The 15,621-nt window shown below is 63.8% G+C and carries 14 protein-coding genes; 5 read left to right on the top strand and 9 right to left on the bottom strand.

Annotated features, from left to right (window positions below):
- Positions 1–43: 43 nt before the first annotated feature.
- Positions 44–1,333 (bottom strand): RsmB/NOP family class I SAM-dependent RNA methyltransferase, encoded by a 1,290-nt coding sequence (locus NKJ37_RS20960; RefSeq protein WP_352610057.1) that lies wholly within the window; start codon positions 1,331–1,333, stop codon positions 44–46.
- Positions 1,334–1,515: 182 nt separating this feature from the next.
- Between NKJ37_RS20960 and NKJ37_RS20965 the strand changes: the two genes are divergently transcribed.
- Entirely contained in the window at positions 1,516–2,193 is a 678-nt protein-coding gene (locus tag NKJ37_RS20965; RefSeq protein WP_013530368.1) for an MIP family channel protein, read from the top strand.
- A 72-nt stretch (positions 2,194–2,265) separates the two neighbouring features.
- On the opposite strand, the gene NKJ37_RS20970 is transcribed toward NKJ37_RS20965, so the two are convergent.
- Positions 2,266–2,787, bottom strand: a complete 522-nt coding sequence (locus NKJ37_RS20970) for a DUF8737 domain-containing protein (protein WP_352610055.1) — start codon at positions 2,785–2,787, stop codon at positions 2,266–2,268.
- A 101-nt stretch (positions 2,788–2,888) separates the two neighbouring features.
- On the opposite strand from NKJ37_RS20970, the gene NKJ37_RS20975 reads away from it, so the two are divergent.
- Positions 2,889–3,797 carry a LysR substrate-binding domain-containing protein gene (locus tag NKJ37_RS20975; protein ID WP_352610053.1) on the top strand — a complete coding sequence of 303 codons (909 nt, stop codon included), beginning with the start codon at positions 2,889–2,891 and terminating at the stop codon, positions 3,795–3,797.
- A gap of 48 nt (positions 3,798–3,845) precedes the next feature.
- Here the strand turns inward: NKJ37_RS20975 and NKJ37_RS20980 are convergent, their stop codons facing one another.
- From NKJ37_RS20980 to hisS, 5 genes are all read right to left on the bottom strand, one after another.
- Positions 3,846–4,949 carry a calcium:cation antiporter gene (locus NKJ37_RS20980; protein ID WP_352676029.1) on the bottom strand — a complete coding sequence of 368 codons (1,104 nt, stop codon included), beginning with the start codon at positions 4,947–4,949 and terminating at the stop codon, positions 3,846–3,848.
- A 188-nt stretch (positions 4,950–5,137) separates the two neighbouring features.
- A complete protein-coding gene (locus NKJ37_RS20985; protein ID WP_352774882.1) occupies positions 5,138–6,910 on the bottom strand; it encodes an AMP-binding protein in 1,773 nt (590 codons plus the stop codon).
- A gap of 418 nt (positions 6,911–7,328) precedes the next feature.
- On the bottom strand, positions 7,329–8,027 hold the full coding sequence (hisG, locus tag NKJ37_RS20990; RefSeq protein WP_023809018.1) for an ATP phosphoribosyltransferase: 699 nt from the start codon (positions 8,025–8,027) through the stop codon (positions 7,329–7,331).
- A complete protein-coding gene (locus tag NKJ37_RS20995) occupies positions 8,024–9,145 on the bottom strand; it encodes an ATP phosphoribosyltransferase regulatory subunit (RefSeq protein WP_023809019.1) in 1,122 nt (373 codons plus the stop codon). Before NKJ37_RS20995 ends, hisG begins: the two co-directional genes overlap by 4 nt.
- A gap of 178 nt (positions 9,146–9,323) precedes the next feature.
- Entirely contained in the window at positions 9,324–10,829 is a 1,506-nt protein-coding gene (hisS, locus tag NKJ37_RS21000; protein WP_352676024.1) for a histidine--tRNA ligase, read from the bottom strand.
- 227 nt (positions 10,830–11,056) lie between these two features.
- Between hisS and NKJ37_RS21005 the strand changes: the two genes are divergently transcribed.
- On the top strand, positions 11,057–11,311 hold the full coding sequence (locus NKJ37_RS21005) for a hypothetical protein (RefSeq protein ID WP_023809021.1): 255 nt from the start codon (positions 11,057–11,059) through the stop codon (positions 11,309–11,311).
- Positions 11,312–11,340: 29 nt separating this feature from the next.
- Here NKJ37_RS21005 and NKJ37_RS21010 read toward each other — a convergent pair whose 3' ends face one another.
- Positions 11,341–11,979, bottom strand: a complete 639-nt coding sequence (locus NKJ37_RS21010) for a DNA-3-methyladenine glycosylase I (RefSeq protein WP_023809022.1) — start codon at positions 11,977–11,979, stop codon at positions 11,341–11,343.
- Between the two features lie 215 nt (positions 11,980–12,194).
- Here NKJ37_RS21010 and NKJ37_RS21015 point away from each other — a divergent pair, with 215 nt between their 5' ends.
- Positions 12,195–12,932: a L,D-transpeptidase gene (locus NKJ37_RS21015; protein WP_023809023.1), complete on the top strand. Its 738-nt coding sequence runs from the start codon at positions 12,195–12,197 to the stop codon at positions 12,930–12,932.
- Positions 12,933–13,191: 259 nt separating this feature from the next.
- A complete protein-coding gene (locus tag NKJ37_RS21020; RefSeq protein WP_023809024.1) occupies positions 13,192–14,112 on the top strand; it encodes a bifunctional 5,10-methylenetetrahydrofolate dehydrogenase/5,10-methenyltetrahydrofolate cyclohydrolase in 921 nt (306 codons plus the stop codon).
- 176 nt (positions 14,113–14,288) lie between these two features.
- Here the strand turns inward: NKJ37_RS21020 and glcF are convergent, their stop codons facing one another.
- Positions 14,289–15,614 carry a glycolate oxidase subunit GlcF gene (glcF, locus tag NKJ37_RS21025; protein ID WP_023809025.1) on the bottom strand — a complete coding sequence of 442 codons (1,326 nt, stop codon included), beginning with the start codon at positions 15,612–15,614 and terminating at the stop codon, positions 14,289–14,291.
- Positions 15,615–15,621 lie beyond the last annotated feature (7 nt).

Consider the following 15,621-nt stretch of genomic DNA (forward strand, 5'->3'; position numbering starts at 1 on the left):
CCTGGCCTGCCGGCCGGCGCCGCGCATCCGTCAGGAATTGGATTCAGGCCGATCTGCGTAACGCACAGAGATAAAACCCATCGGTGCCGCTGAGCGCCGGCGACAGCGAGATGTCGCCTTTGGCGCCGATGCGTGCGGCTGCCTCATGGCCGGGAAAACGGCTGTCCCAGAGCCGGCGGTGGTCGACGGGAACATAACCGCTGTTACGGTCCCGAAAGGCCGCGATCTGCTCACCGTTTTCCTCATCGAACACCGAGCAGGTGATGTAGACCAGCAGGCCGCCCGGTTTGACATAGGCTTTGGCCGCATCGAGGATCGCCGACTGCTCGCCCTTGCGGGCATCGAGCTGTCTCTGCGTCAGCCGCCATTTGGCGTCGGGACGGCGGCGCCAGGTGCCGCTGCCGGTGCATGGGGCGTCGACCAGCACGATGTCCATGTGGTTGCCGAGCGGCGCGAGTTCTGTGGGTTTGGTGACCACCTGCACATTGCGGTTTTCCGAACGACGGATGCGGTCGAAGATCGGTGCCAGCCGTGCTTTCTCCGCATCATGGGCAAAGATCTGGCCACGATTTTCCATCGAAGCCGACAGTGCCAGCGTCTTGCCGCCGGCGCCGGCGCAGAAATCCAGCACCTGCATGCCGGCTTCGGCCCCGGCAAGGGCGGCCGCGATCTGCGAGCCTTCGTCCTGGACCTCGAACCAGCCCTTCTGGAAAGCCGGCTCGGCCTGCACGTTCGGGTGCCGGCCGTCGCCGTCGATCGGCGGGATGCGGATGCCGTGTGGCGCGATTGCCGAGGGTTTCGCGCCAGTTCCCGTCAGTTCGGCCAGCACCTTGTCGCGGTTGGCCTGCAAGGTGTTGACCCTGAGGTCGAGCGGCGGGCGCGTTGCCAGCGCCGCGCCCTCGTCGGCCCAGGTCGAGCCAAAGGCTCGCTCGAAAAGCGGCGCGCACCAGTCGGGAACATCCGCCCGCACCGCGTCCGGCGCGTCGGCGAGCCGATGGTCGGCGATGGCCTGAAGCTCGGCGGCGGTCAGCAGCGGCGGTGCGAACTTGTCGCCATCAAGCGCCTCGTTGAGCGATTGTGCCGTCTGGCCCCATTCGAGCAGCAGCGCGCCGAAGCCGATGGCGCGCGGCGTGTCCTGCCCCAGCAGCCAGCCGGCGGAACGCTTGTGGCGCAAGGCGTCATAGACGATGTTGCCGATCGCCGCACGGTCGCCGCCGCCGGCGAAGCGATGCGACAGGCCCCAATCCTTCAGCGCGTCCGCCACCGGCCGGTGGCGCCGGCCGATGTCTTCCAGCACTTCGATGGCCGCAGCCAGCCGTCCGCCCAATCGCATGGTCTTGTTCCGTCACGCAGAAAATTATTCCGGCCCTGCTCTAGAGCGCGCAACCGGCGCGCACAAGCAGGTCGGCCTGCACAACCGCTCTGCTTTCCAACTTTTCTGGTTGCGAATACTCTTCCGGTTGTGATTCGCGGAGCGCAAAAGGCGGACCGGCGGATTGACACGAGGAGAGGGCAATGAAGACTTATCTGGCGGAAGTTCTAGGCACATTTCTATTGGTGTTCATCGGTACGGCTTCTGTGGTGACGGGCGGCTTCGGCGGCGCGCTGCCTCTCGGCCAGGAAGGCATCGGTCTGGCGTTCGGCATCGGCCTCATCGCGGCGGCCTATGCGATCGGCCCGATTTCGGGCGCGCATCTCAACCCGGCGGTGACGCTCGGTGTCTTTCTGGCGGGCCGGCTGCCGGCCAAGGACGTCATCCCCTACTGGATCGCGCAGGTCATCGGCGGCGTCCTTGCTTCGCTGGCGTTGTGGATCATCGTTTCCGGCCAGGTTGGCGGACACACGACCGGCTTCGGCGCCAATGGCTGGGATGTGACGAAATGGGGCGTCAGCTCGGCATTTCTGTGGGAAGTGATCGGCACCTTCACCTTCGTCACCGTGATCCTTGGCGTCACGGCTGAAAAGCACTCGACCGCGTTCGCCGGACTGGTCATCGGCCTGACGCTGGCAGGGTTGCACTTCGCCATCATCCCGGTGACCGGAACGTCGCTCAACCCGGCCCGCTCGATCGGCCCGGCGCTGTTTTCGGGAACTGCCGCAATCGGCCAGCTCTGGCTGTTCATCGTTGCACCGCTGATCGGCGGCGCCATCGCCGGCGTGGTTGCGAAGGCGCGCATCTTCGAGAAGGACTGAGCTTCGAAAGCCTGGACAGAACAAAGGCGCGGGCCAAATCCGCGCCTTTTTCTTTGGGGGATACTCTTGCCGTCAAAGCACAGCCGGGGCGGTCGTCGTTAGGATCCGGACCTTCGGAGGGCGTAGCAGAAAATAGAATGCGGCGATGTGCGTGATCATCAGCAGCGGCACATAGATGATCGGGATCGCGTAGGCGGCGCCCAGTTGCTCCGCATGTGCAGGGAGGCCGACCTGGATGGCGTGGTAATAATCGACGACGAGCTCGACCGTCCCGACGATGTTGAAGGCGACGATCAACGGCCAGAAGAGCCGGGGTAGCCTCACCGTGAGCAGCGCCAGCATGGCCAGTACCCCTGTTGCGAAGTCGCCGTAGGCGGCGAACACGGCGAAACCGGCCGGCAGATCGGGGCTTACGACGCCCGGCAGGATGAAGACGAGCCCGAAGAAACGGAAGCTGTGCAGGGTGGCGATGGCACGTTGCGCCGCGACCCGGTCCAGCGAGCTCAGCCATGGGAGGCCGTATGCGCCGAAGCAGAGCAGCCACGCGACGTAGCCTAGAACGAGATGGGTCTGGAACACCATTTCCGTGGACATTTGGCCTCCTGTCAGCAGCCGGTTCACGCGGCCCCAGCTTCAGTCGGTTACCTCTAAGCCTGCTTCCATAATTCGACTACCCGGTGTAATCACAACAACCTATGAAGCAGAACTACACAGTCCGGCACGGTGCGCTGGACGGGGTCGAGACCTTCCTGGCGGTTGCCAGGCGCCGCAACTTTCGCCGTGCCGCCGCCGATCTCGGCGTGACGCCGTCCGCCGTGAGCCAGGCGGTGCGCACGCTGGAAGCCCGCACGGGTGCGGCGCTGTTCGTGCGCACGACGCGAAGCGTCGGTTTGACAGAGGCTGGCCAGCGGTTCCTCGATCGTGCCGGACCTGCCTTCGAGGAGCTCGTCGCGGCAGGCGAGGCCGCGCGCGATGTCGGCCAACGGCCAACCGGGCTGCTGCGCCTGTCTGTGCCCCGCGCCGTCGTGCCGTTGATCCTGGAGCCGATGATCGCGTCGTTCTGCCGAACCTATCCGGAGATCGAGCTGGAGATCGCCGCGAGTGACGAGATGGTCGATCTTGCGACCGGCGGGTTCGATGCCGGCATCCGCCTCGGCCAGTTCATCGCGCCCGACATGGTCGCGGTGCGGCTGACGCCGTCGTTCCCGTTCGTGGTCGTCGGCAGTCCGGACTATCTCGAGCGCCATGGCTACCCCGAGCACGTCGACGACTTGTGCCGCCACGCCTGCCTGCGCTTGCGCCGTTCGAACGGCGCCATCGCGCCCTGGTCTTTCGTCGACGGCAACGGGGAGATCGAGGCGATGGTCTCAGGCCCGCTGATCGCGCACGACTATCCGACGCTGCTCGGGGCCGCGATGCAGGGCATTGGGCTGGCGCAGATCCCCCGACCCGTCGCCGAAGGTCCGATAGGCCAGGGAAAACTCGAGCCGGTCCTAGACACCATCGCCGCCACGACGCCGGGCGTCTTCCTCTACCATCCCGGCAAGCGCCAGATCCTGCCGAAGCTGCGCGCCTTCATCGACCACCTCAAATCCACGGCGTGAGGTAACGAAGGATACCGCCCCCTTGGCGCTTCGCTTGCACCAAAGCTCTCATGGTATAAATATCAGAAATACATAAGTAAAAAATACTACAAGATGGACCATTCCGGTCAAGAACGTCGTTCTTTCAGTGCTGAAGCTTACATTGCATATGAAAAGCGCCAAGACCAAAAGGACCGCATCAGCAGCCGGCAGCCCCAGGGTTAACCCTCTTCCCGTCAGCAGGCTGGCGGCTGCGACCGCCGGTATTGTCAAACCAATCGTGGCACAAGCGGAACCCATCGCGACATTCAAACCGCGTTGCAGCTCATTGTTGAGTGAAGCGCGAACCGCCGAAATGGCCTCCGGCATCAAAACCAGCCCGGCGATCAATGCCCCCACAATGCTGTCAGCCTGTGTCACCTGATAGGCAACGAGCGTATTTTCAACACTTGCGGCGACCTGCTCGGCGAGCATGACAATGCCAATCAGCCCGATCAAAAGCAGCAATGCGCCGGCAAAGACGCTTTCGTGAGGGGCAGTCCGCAGCGCAACGCCGTGGGCCTGCCCTTCGACAAAGTCTTCTCGGTGGCGGACAGTCTGCGCGAACACAAAACTTGCATAAAGCAGCACCGAAAGCACGCTCACAAAGCCAAGTTGAGCTGCCGAAAATGTGCCCGGCCCCGTAGCTTGTGTGTAGGTCGGCAGAATAAGCGTCATGATGGTCAGCGCGATCAGAACCGCCAAATATGCGCTGGTCCCTTGTCGAACAATTGCCTGCTTGCGATGACGCCAGCCGCCGAGCGCAAGACACGTGCCGACGACGCCGGTAGATGCAATCATCACCGTTGAGAAGACGGACTCACGTGCAAGCGTAGGGTTGTTCTCTCCATGCAGCATCATGGAAACGATGATCGACACCTCGATTGCCGTCACGGCAAAAGTCAGCACCAATGTGCCATAGGGCTCTCCTACACGCCGGGCCACCGCCTCGGCGTGGTCGAGCACCACGAAAATGGTGGTGAACATAATCGCACTCGAAAGCGCTCCGACGAGTATCCTGGCGCTCAGCGAACCTTCGTCCGCCGACAGCCCGCCTGCCCTGACTGCAACAGCCATCACCAAGGCGGCCAAGGGCAACGCATAAGAAACCACCGATCGTTTGAAACCAACCATTCAAGCCCCTATGCGCTTCTGCGAACCTTGCGGAAAACCCCATGTGGAGTGTGGAGCGCCTTGGAAAACATCCGGCAGGCCCGACGGCCGGCGTTCGCCCCCTCACAAACAACGCGCTCCAAATGATGCAGCAGGATCGCGACCTGACCGCACCCAGCGCGCCGGACAAACCGAAGCGCCGCCTTCGCTCACGCCGTCTTCTGCGCCACCAGCCCCAGTTCCTCCACCATGGCCTCGCGCATCAAGAACTTTTGCGGCTTGCCGGTCACCGTCATCGGCAATTCGGTGCGGAAGCGTATGTGGCGGGGGATCTTGTAATGGGCGATCTGGCCGGCGCAGAAGTTCTTGACCTCCTGCTCGGTGGCGATCTGGCCGGGCTTGAGCACGATCCACGCGCACAGCTCCTCGCCATATTTGGCGTCGGGAATGCCGAACACCTGCACCTCCTTGACCTTTGGATGGCGGTAGAGGAATTCCTCGACCTCCCTGGGATAGACGTTCTCGCCACCGCGGATGACCATATCCTTGACCCGGCCGACGATGTTGCAATAACCCTCGGAATCGATGGTGGCGAGGTCGCCGGTGTGCATCCAGCCGTCGCTGTCGATCGCCTCGCGGGTCTTGTCTTCGTCGTCCCAGTAACCCTTCATCACCGAATATCCGCGCGTGCAAAGCTCACCCGGTACGCCGACCGCAACGGTAGCGCCATCGGCATCGACCGCCTTTACCTCGACATGGGGATGGATGCGCCCGACGGTCGAGACGCGCTTTTCCAAGGGGTCGTCGACGCCGCTCTGGAACGAGACCGGGCTGGTCTCGGTCATGCCGTAGGCGATGGTCACCTGTTCCATATGCATCAGCGACACCACCTTCTTCATCACCTCGATCGGGCATGGCGAGCCGGCCATGATGCCGGTGCGCAGGCTGGAGAGATCGAAGGCGGAAAAATCCGGATGATCCAGCAGGGCGACGAACATGGTCGGCACGCCATAAAGCCCGGTGCAGCGTTCCTGCGCCACCGCCTTCAGTGTGGCGCCGGCGTCGAACCCTTCTCCCGGAAAAACCATGGTGGCGCCTTTCGAGACGCAACCCATCGTGCCCATCGACATGCCGAAGCAGTGGTAGAGCGGCACCGGAATGCACAGCCGGTCGTCGACGGTCAGCTTGATCGCCGAAGTGACGAAATTGCCGTTGTTGACGATGTTGCTGTGGGTCAGCGTCGCGCCCTTGGGGGCTCCCGTGGTGCCTGAGGTGAACTGGATGTTGATGGCCTCGCCCGGCTTCAGCTTCTCCGAGATGCGGTCGAGGCTGTCATGCTCGTCACGCCCGGCCATGGCCAGCACGTCGCCGAAATTGAACATGCCGGGCGAATTCTCGTCGCCCATGCGGATGACGATCTTCAGCGCCGGCAGTTTCTGTGCCTTGAGCTTGCCCGGTGTGGCCTTGGCGATCTCGGGTGCCAGCGTCTCGATCATGCCGAGATAGTCTGACGTCTTGAACCTGGCAGCGGTGACCAGCGCCTTGCAGCCGACCTTGTTCAGCGCATAGTCGAGCTCGGTCAACCGATAGGCGGGGTTGATGTTGACCAGGATCAGGCCGATGCGGGCGGTGGCGAACTGCGTCACCAGCCATTCCCAGCGGTTGGGCGACCAGATGCCGACGCGATCGCCCTTTGCCAACCCCAGTGCCAGGAAGCCGGCAGCCAGCGCGTCCACTGTGTCCGACAGTTCGCTCCAGGTGAAGCGCTTGTCCTGATCAACGAAAACGGCGGCGTCGAGCGTGCCGTATTTGCTGACGGTGTCGGAAAACAGCGCGGGGATGGTCTTGTCGAGCAGCGGCACGCTGCGTTCGCCAGAGACATGCGCCCTGTTGTCGACGGGTGCCACGAAGACACCGCCAGCACGCGCGCCGCGTCCGCGCAAATTGCTGGCGTTCTTCAGCTCGTCGAGATTGACCGGCATCGCTCTCTCCTCCCGGGACTAAAGCGTGTCGCGCTGAAACGGAATCATGCGACGCGCTTTAGGTCCTTGTTTTTATGCATGTCGTTCTCCCAAAACCGAGATCACTTTTGGGCGACATGCATTGGCCGAACCTATCAGCCTGAGGGGGTGGTGAAAACCCGCCGATCGTCGTGGCAGGTCAACGATGCTTCGGAGCTTCGCGTTGGTTGACGAAGCCCCAAAACGCAAAAACCCGCCTGGGCGGCGGGTCGCTGGCGCAAATCAGCACCATGGGCAAAAATGTAGCATAGCTGCCCTCACGGGTCAAGAAAAAATTCCTATCAACATGAAAACCTCGGCGCAAACGCTACCGACACCGCTGGGCGGCCGTCAGGGTTCTTAAGCTGGGTCGGGGCCCTAAGGGTAGTGGGCCCCGCCGCTATCCGGCCGCAGCCGCCATCTTCGCGGCAATGTCGCGCAAGAGCGCCTCATCAGCCGCCGCCCGTGTCTTCTTCGACGCCACCAGACAGGCCTGCGAGCGCAGGACAAGGCCATCGCCCAGCACTTTGAGATGATTGGCGCGCAGCGTCGAGCCGGTGGTCGTGATGTCGACGATGACATCGGCCAGACCGGCCGCCGGCGCGCCTTCGGTAGCCCCTAGGCTCTCGACGATACGATAAACCTGGATGCCGTGCTTCTGCGAGAAGAATTGCTGGGTCAGCCGCCAGTATTTGGTGGCGATGCGCAGCCGCCGGCCATGGCGCTGGCGAAAATCGGCGGCGACGTCGTCGAGATCGGCCATGGTGTCGACATCGAGCCAGATATCCGGCACAGCCACCACGACATCGGCATTGCCGAAGCCGAGACGGGCGACGATTTCGGCGCGCGCCTCCCAGTCGGCGAGGTTTTCACGCACCAGGTCCTCGCCGGTGATGCCGAGATCGACGGCGCCCTGGCCGATCTCGCCTGATATTTCGGAAGCCGACAGGAACACCACTTCGACATCATCCAGACCCTCGACGCGGGCGTGGTACTTGCGCTCGTCGCCTGGCAGGCTGACGGCGAGGCCGGCTTTCGCCAGCACGTCCAGCGCCTGTTCTTTCAGGCGGCCTTTCGACGGGATCGCCAGCGTGATCATGGCGCCGTCTCCCGCAGTGCCTCGATGCGATCGAGCCAGACCGAAAAGCCTACGCCGGGGATAGGCGTCTTCGCGCCAAGCAGGGTCAGCAGCCGGTCATAGCGGCCGCCGCCGACCAGCGGCCGGTCGCCATTGTCGGCCGCGATTTCGAAAACAAGACCGGTGTAGTAATCGAGCGGGCGGCCGAAGGCGGCGTCGTAGCGGATTTTATCGGCCGGCAAGCCATACGTTTCGATCGCCTTGGCGCGGGCAGCGAACTTTTCCAGCGCGACATCGAGCGACAGCCCGGCGCCGGTGGCGAAGGACTCCAGCGCCTGGGTTGCGCCATCAAGCGGAACGTCGATCGCCAGAAAATCCTTCAGCGCGGAAAAGGCCTCGCTCGACAGCCGAACGCTGCGCAATTCGGCTTTCTCGATCAGCCGCCGGGCAATGTCGGACGGCGCGCGCCCGGCGGACGCCGACAGGCCCGCCTCTTCCATGCCGCTGGCGATATGGGCGGAAAGACCGTCCAGATCACCGTCTAGCACAAGGGCCGCGACCGGGCCGGAGAGCTGGCTGTTGCGCGGCGGGTTGGCGAGATCGGCGAGAGCCGCCTCAAGCATCGGCGCCGAGCCGAACGCACGGGCAAGGCGCATGCGCCAGCCGCGCGGCAAGCCAAGGGCAGCCAGAACCGCCTCGAAAATAGTCTGATCGCCGAGCGTGATCGCCAATGCCTGGCCAGGCAGCACCAGCGACAGCAGCGCATGCGCATCGGCCACCGAGCGGGCATCGGCTCCAGCGGTATCGCGATCGCCAAGATCCTCGATGCCGGCCTGGAAGAACTCGTTGCCGCCTTCGCGGCGCTGGCGAAACACCTCGCCCAGGTAAGAATAGCGTCGCGGCGTGCCGGCCTGCGAGCTTATGTGGTCGAGGCAGACCGGAATGGTGAATTCCGGCCGCAGGCACAATGTCTGCCCGGTTTCGCTTTCGGTCAGGAAGATACGGCGGCGTAGATCCTCGCCGGCCATGTCAAGGAACGGGTCGGCCGGCTGCAATATGGCGACTTCGACCGCATGCGTGTTGCGGGTGGCGAAGAGGTTGGTGATGTCGGTGGAGATGGCGGGGGTGCGGGAGGTCATGGAGCGGATGGGCGCGAGGCACCCCCCTCTGGCCTGCCGGCCATCTCCCCCGCAAGGAGGGAGATCGGCAGCTTGAGGCTCAGCGCCTCTTCTTCAACGCTGGAGATTGGCGAAAGCCCACGTGACATCCAATCTCCCCCCTTGCGGGGGAGATGGCCGGCAGGCCAGAGGGGGGTGTTCAAGCGCCACCTTTCGCGCGATCAGCAGCCTGCGCCCCCAGGATCTTCCTAACCTCGGAGACCAGCTCGCCCTCCGCCACCGTCACCTGCGCCGGGCGGACGGCGCGCCATTCGGCATTGTCTGTGATTTCGGCCGACATGCGGGCGCCTTCGATCAGGTCCTTGATCTGCAGTTCGCCCTTGGCGCGCTCGTCGCCGCCCTGGATGATCGCGACCGGGCAGCCGCGCCGGTCGGCATATTTGAGCTGCGCCTTCATGCCGGCGCCGCCGAGATACATTTCGGACCGGATGCCAGCGGCGCGCAGGCTCGCCACCATCTTCTGGTAGCGGCCGAGACTGTCGGTGTCCTTGTCCATCACCAGCACGACGACAGGTGCGATCACATCCGAGGCGTCGAGCTTGCCGAGGTTCTTCAGCGCCGTCATCAGCCTGGAGACGCCAATGGAAAAGCCGGTCGCCGGCACCGGCTCGCCGCGAAAGCGCGAAACCAGACCATCATAGCGACCGCCGCCACCGACCGAGCCGAAGCGCACGATCTGGCCGTCCTCGTTGGGGATTTCGGCCAGCAGCTCGGCTTCGAAGACAGGGCCGGTGTAGTATTCGAGGCCGCGCACGACCGAGCGGTCCATGGCGATACGGTCCTCGCCATATCCTGCCGCCCTGACCAGCGCTTCAATCGTGGCGAGTTCGCCGACGCCTTCCTGGTAGATGGCATTCGAACTGACCATGGAATCCTGGCCTACCTGTGCATTCCTCGCTGTCGCGAGAAGGACTGCCTCGGCCTGCCCGTTATTCAACCCGGCGCCCTTGGCGAAGTCGCCTTCGCCTTCCTTGCCACCGTCCCAGCGGCCCGGGCCAAGCAAAAGCTTCACGCCTTCCGGCCCGAGCTTGTCCAGTTTGTCGATCGCGCGCAGCACCGTCAGCCTTCGTCCGGCATTCTCCTCGCCGCCAAGCCCGATCGCCTCCAGCACGCCATCCAGAACCTTGCGGTTGTTGACGCGAATGACGTAGTCGCCGCGCTTGATGCCGAGCGCTTCCATGACGTCGGCCATCATCATCGCCATTTCGGCGTCGGCGGCCACGCCCGGCGTACCGATCGTGTCGGCGTCGAACTGCATGAACTGGCGGAAGCGGCCGGGGCCTGGCTTCTCGTTGCGGAACACCCAGCCGGAGCGATAGCTGCGGTAAGGCTTGGGCAGGCGCTCGTAATTCTCGGCGACGAAACGGGCCGTCGGCGCGGTCAGGTCATAGCGCAGCGACAGCCACTGGTCGTCGTCATCCTGGAAGGAGAACACGCCTTCGTTCGGCCGGTCCTGGTCGGGCAGGAATTTTCCGAGCGCGTCGGTGTATTCGATCAGCGGCTGGTCTGCCGGTTCGAAGCCGTAAAGCTCATAGACCGAGCGGATCGTCGCCATCATCTTCTCGACGGCGCGGATATCCTCGGCGCTGCGGTCGGCAAAACCGCGCGGCAGCCGCGCTTTCGTCTTTTCCGATTTGTCGGCCATGAGTGAGCATCCGGTGTTTCGTGGCGTTGCGGGATAGGAAATTTCCTATTCGGCAGCGCGCGTTTCCTAACTGATGCAGCCGGGAGCGGCAAGGGTCGGCACCCAGCACCACGCTCGAACCTCCGTGAAACAAAACCGCATCGAAAATGAAACAATCCCGACACGGGTGCGGCATCGTGCCGACACAATCGTCGCCGATAAGGCGGGGTAAATGAGGGCTCGGGGCCATGGTCAGCACAGCAAGATTTTACGCTATTGATGGCGAAGCCGGCGAATTGCCCGCGCGCTTGCGCCCGGCCGACATCCACGCTCCGAAAATGGTCAGCCAGGCTGCCGGCCCGTTCGAAGTGCCGGCCGACACCGGCAAAGGCCCATCCATGCGCGACGCGTTGATGACCGGCCTGCTGGTGATCTATCCGACCGTGGCCACGGTGGTGGCGATCGTCGCCGGCCTGGTGCTGGCCAGCGCCAACGGCACCTGAAATTACTCGCTTTACCGGAAGTAGAGGGGCTACTTCGGCCTTTTGAACGCCTTCCGCTGCTTCTCGACCTCTTTGCGGCAGATGCAGCCCTCGAGATGGTCGTTGACCAGGCCCATCGCCTGCATGAAGGCGTAGACAGTGGTCGGCCCCACGAAGCTCCAGCCGCGTTTCTTCAACTCCTTCGAAATCCGCACCGAGACCGCCGTGGTCGGGTTGGCGCGCAGATGGGCGAGATCGACGATCTGCGGCCGCTCCTCCTTGCCGGGTTCGAACTTCCAGAACCAGGCGGCCAGCGAGCCGAACTCGTCGGCCATTTCGCGGGCGCGCTTGGCGTTGTTGATGGTCGAGACGATCTTGCCGCGATGGCGGATGATGCCGGCATTGCCGAGCAGGCGCTCGACATCCTTGTCGGTGAAGGCGGCGACCTTGTCGAATTCGAAATTGGCGAAGGCTTCGCGAAAATTCTCCCGCTTGCGCAGAATGGTCAGCCACGACAGGCCAGACTGAAAGCCTTCGAGGCAGATCTTTTCGAACAGCCTGCGGTCGTCGGCCACAGGCCGGCCCCATTCATGATCGTGGTAGTGCAGATAGTCGGGCAGATTGCCGTGCCAGAAGCAGCGCGCGACACCATCGGGACCGGCGAGCAGTCCGGTGTTTTCCTTGTCCATAAGCCAAAATCCGTTCGTTAACGCGCTTTTGCGCGGCATTTACTGCGGCTTTACCAGATTCCTGAACCCGGCGGTAACCACACCAAAAGGTTTACCGACAGTTCCGCATTTTACGCATTCCGATTCATGTTTCGGTTGCTGCTTGCGCGCCAATGATCGCCGAACCGGGAGGACGTTTCCACCCGTTTTGTATCAGACGATCAAGGTGCGTTACGATGAAGACAGTTCTGTTTCCCGTGCTCGGCGCCGTGGCTGTGTTTGCCGCCGGCGTCACACCCTCAACCGCCGGCGACCGCTATGCCGACAGGCCGCCGGTGATGGTGAGCCCCGACCTTTCCGCACCCTGGGTGCTGCAGCTTGGCCAGGCACCCGGCATCGTGCGCCAGAACCGCCAGGTCGTCCAGCAACAGCGGCGCCTGCGCCCGGCGCAGCCCGACCGGGTGCAGACGGCGGCGGTGCAGCCGCCGGCCAAGCGCATGGTCGCGCGTCCTCAGATCAACCCGATCTACCTGCCGCAGGAAGTCGACTATGACGGAGGCCAGAAGCCGGGCACGATCGTCATCGACACCACGCAGAATTTCCTCTTCCTGGTCGAGAAGAACGGCAAGGCAAGGCGCTATGGCGTCGGCACCGGCAAGCCGGGCTTCGAATGGTCGGGTACGCACAAGATCACCAACAAGCGCGAATGGCCGGACTGGCGCCCGCCGGCGCAGATGATCAAGCGTGAAGCCGCCAAGGGCCGCTATTTGCCGACCTATCTTGCCGGCGGCACGGAGAACCCGCTTGGCGCCCGCGCGCTCTACCTCGGCACGACCGAGTACCGCATCCACGGCACCAACCAGCCGTGGACGATCGGCGGTGCGGTGTCATCGGGCTGCATCCGCATGCGCAACGAGGACGTCGTCGACCTCTATGAACGGGTCAATGTCGGAACCACGGTCGAGGTGATATAGTAGGTCTTGCGAATCACTTGGCCGGCAAAGCAGTCCGCTTTTCGAGCCGGTTAGGGACAACGGGGGACGGGCCGTATGGGGATGCGGCCGGTCAGGAAGGGCAGCACGGGAAACCGCGCTGCCCTTTCCGTTTTTGAGCAGAAATCGAGGGCAAAGGTCACCCACGCGTCGCGCAACGGGCATAGCGGTTCGCTTTCATGCTGCCCTTTACCGCATTCTTTTGCTATCTCGGTGGCTAGTTCCACAAAAGAGTTCACCCATGCTCCTGTCCGAAGACAGCCGTTATCTCAAGGGCGGCCCGGTCGCCCAGCGCATCATCGCCGCCGTTCGCGAGGACGCCGCGATCGCCAAAGCCGAGGGTTTTCCGCCCAAGCTGATCTCGATCACCGTCGGCGACACCGATGCGGTGGATGTTTATGTACGCAACCAGCGCGCCAAGGCTGAGCTCGCCGGCATCGATTTCGAGGAACGGCGCTTTCCCGCCACCATCACGGCAGGCGAGTTGGAAGCGGCCATTCACGGCCTGAATGCCGATCCGCGCGTCACCGGCATCATCATTCAGCGGCCGGTCCCAGTGCATATCCCGATCAGGACGCTGCAGGCGGCGGTGCATCCGCTCAAGGATGTCGAAGGCATGCATCCGGCCTCGATCGGCAACATCGTCTACAACCAGCTCGATCTCGCGCCTTGCACGGCGGCGGCCTCGGTCGAACTGCTCAAGGAAACCGGCCCCGACCTCAAGGGGCTGGAAGTCGTCATCGTCGGCCATTCGGAAATCGTCGGCAAGCCGATCGCCTTCCTGTTGATGAGCGAAGGCGCGACGGTGACCGTGTGCCACCACATGACGCGGTCGGTCGCCGCCCATGCGCGACGTGCCGATGCGCTGTTCGTCGCCGTCGGCAAGCCGCGGCTGATCAAGGCCGACATGGTCAAGCCGGGTGCGGCCGTCATCGACATCGGCATCAATTCCGAAATCGGCCCCGACGGCTCAAGCCGCATCGTCGGCGACGTCGACACCGAGAGCGTCCGCGAGGTCGCCTCCTGGATCACCCCGGTGCCGGGCGGCGTCGGCCCGATCACGGTCGCCATCCTGCTGCGCAACACCATGGTCGCGCTCAGCCGCCAGCGCGCGCTCTATGAGGCGACCTACGGCACGGCGGACAGGCTCGCGGCGGAGTAAGCACAGAGCGGCGCCAGCCCCCTCACCCAGCCTCCGCTTCGCTCGGCTGACCTCTCCCCGAGGGAGAGGAGATTGTCACCGCCGGCGCAAACCTCTTCTCCCCTCGGGGAGAAGGTGGCCGCGAAGCGGCCGGATGAGGGAGACTTGCCGTTAACTCTGACAGCGGCAACGCCACGCTACTCAGCCGCAACCAGCCTTTCCTCGGGGACCCCTTCCGGCATCGGTCCGCCATAGGCCCAGTCGAGCAGTTTTATCGTGTGCACCACCGGCAGCTTGGCGGCGGAAGCGATCTGGGTGATGCAGCCGATGTTGCCGGTGGCGACGATCGAAGCCCCCGTCGCCTCGATGTTTGTCACCTTGCGGTCGCGCAGTTTGGCCGAGATTTCGGACTGCAGGATGTTGTAGGTGCCGGCCGAACCGCAGCACAAATGCCCTTCGCGCGGCTCGCGCACGATGAAGCCGGCCTTGGCGAGCAGTTCCTTCGGCTGGCGGGTGATCTTCTGGCCGTGCTGCATCGAACAGGCCGAGTGATAGGCGACGACCGTGCCCGGCTTGCGCGCCGGTTCAGGCAGGTCGAAGGTCGAGAGATATTCGGTAATGTCCTTGGCCAGCGCCGAAACGCGCGCCGCCTTGTCGGCATAGGCCGGGTCGAGCCGCAGCATGAAGCCGTAGTCCTTGATCGTCGTGCCGCAGCCGGAGGCAGTGATGACGATGGCATCGAGCCCGCCTTGTTCGATGGCGCGCGTCCAGGCATCGACATTCTGCCTCGCAGAGGCAAGCGCGGCCTGCTCGCGCCCCATATGATGAACCAGCGCCCCGCAGCAGCCCTCGCCCGGTGGCACCACGACCTCGACACCGAGCCGCGTCAGCAGCGAAATCGTGGTGTCGTTGATGGCGGGATCGAGCACCGATTGCGCGCAGCCGGTGAGGATGGCGACGCGGCCTCTTTTGCTCCCCTGCCCGGCATGGATGCCAGGTGAAGCTATCGACGATGCTGTCGGGATCGAGGCCGGCGCGAGCTTGAGCATCGCACTCAGCGGCTTCAGCGCCGGAACCTTGTCGAACAAGCCCATAAACGGCTTGCCCAGCTTCGCCAGCTTGAGCGCGGCGCGAAAACGCTGGGGATAGGGCAGCACGAAGGCCAGCATGGCGCGGGTCAGGCGGTCGAGCAGCGGCCGCTTGTAGGTCTCCTGGATATGGGCGCGGGCATGGTCGACCAGATGCATGTAGTTGACGCCCGACGGGCAGGTGGTCATGCAGGCAAGGCAGGACAGGCAGCGATCGATATGGGTGACGATCTCCTTGTCGGCCGGACGGCCGTTTTCCAGCATGTCCTTGATCAGGTAGATGCGCCCGCGCGGTGAATCGAGCTCGTTGCCAAGCGTCACATAGGTCGGGCAGGTGGCGGTGCAGAAGCCGCAATGCACGCATTTGCGCAGGATCTTTTCCGATTCCGCGACATGCGGATCGGCAAGCTGGGCAAGCGAAAAATTGGTCTGCATCGCTGAT

Source organism: Mesorhizobium sp. M0140 (genome assembly GCF_040322475.1).
Lineage (GTDB): Bacteria > Pseudomonadota > Alphaproteobacteria > Rhizobiales > Rhizobiaceae > Mesorhizobium.

Bases quoted from the DNA above. Each gene is read 5' to 3' on its own strand.
- NKJ37_RS20960 (WP_352610057.1), bottom strand. From the start codon at position 1,333: ATGCGATTGGGCGGACGGCTGGCTGCGGCCATCGAAGTGCTGGAAGAC.
- NKJ37_RS20965 (WP_013530368.1), top strand. From the start codon at position 1,516: ATGAAGACTTATCTGGCGGAAGTTCTAGGCACATTTCTATTGGTGTTC.
- NKJ37_RS20970 (WP_352610055.1), bottom strand. From the start codon at position 2,787: ATGTCCACGGAAATGGTGTTCCAGACCCATCTCGTTCTAGGCTACGTC.
- NKJ37_RS20975 (WP_352610053.1), top strand. From the start codon at position 2,889: ATGAAGCAGAACTACACAGTCCGGCACGGTGCGCTGGACGGGGTCGAG.
- NKJ37_RS20980 (WP_352676029.1), bottom strand. From the start codon at position 4,949: ATGGTTGGTTTCAAACGATCGGTGGTTTCTTATGCGTTGCCCTTGGCC.
- NKJ37_RS20985 (WP_352774882.1), bottom strand. From the start codon at position 6,910: ATGCCGGTCAATCTCGACGAGCTGAAGAACGCCAGCAATTTGCGCGGA.
- hisG (WP_023809018.1), bottom strand. From the start codon at position 8,027: ATGATCACGCTGGCGATCCCGTCGAAAGGCCGCCTGAAAGAACAGGCG.
- NKJ37_RS20995 (WP_023809019.1), bottom strand. From the start codon at position 9,145: ATGACCTCCCGCACCCCCGCCATCTCCACCGACATCACCAACCTCTTC.
- hisS (WP_352676024.1), bottom strand. From the start codon at position 10,829: ATGGCCGACAAATCGGAAAAGACGAAAGCGCGGCTGCCGCGCGGTTTT.
- NKJ37_RS21005 (WP_023809021.1), top strand. From the start codon at position 11,057: ATGGTCAGCACAGCAAGATTTTACGCTATTGATGGCGAAGCCGGCGAA.
- NKJ37_RS21010 (WP_023809022.1), bottom strand. From the start codon at position 11,979: ATGGACAAGGAAAACACCGGACTGCTCGCCGGTCCCGATGGTGTCGCG.
- NKJ37_RS21015 (WP_023809023.1), top strand. From the start codon at position 12,195: ATGAAGACAGTTCTGTTTCCCGTGCTCGGCGCCGTGGCTGTGTTTGCC.
- NKJ37_RS21020 (WP_023809024.1), top strand. From the start codon at position 13,192: ATGCTCCTGTCCGAAGACAGCCGTTATCTCAAGGGCGGCCCGGTCGCC.
- glcF (WP_023809025.1), bottom strand. From the start codon at position 15,614: ATGCAGACCAATTTTTCGCTTGCCCAGCTTGCCGATCCGCATGTCGCG.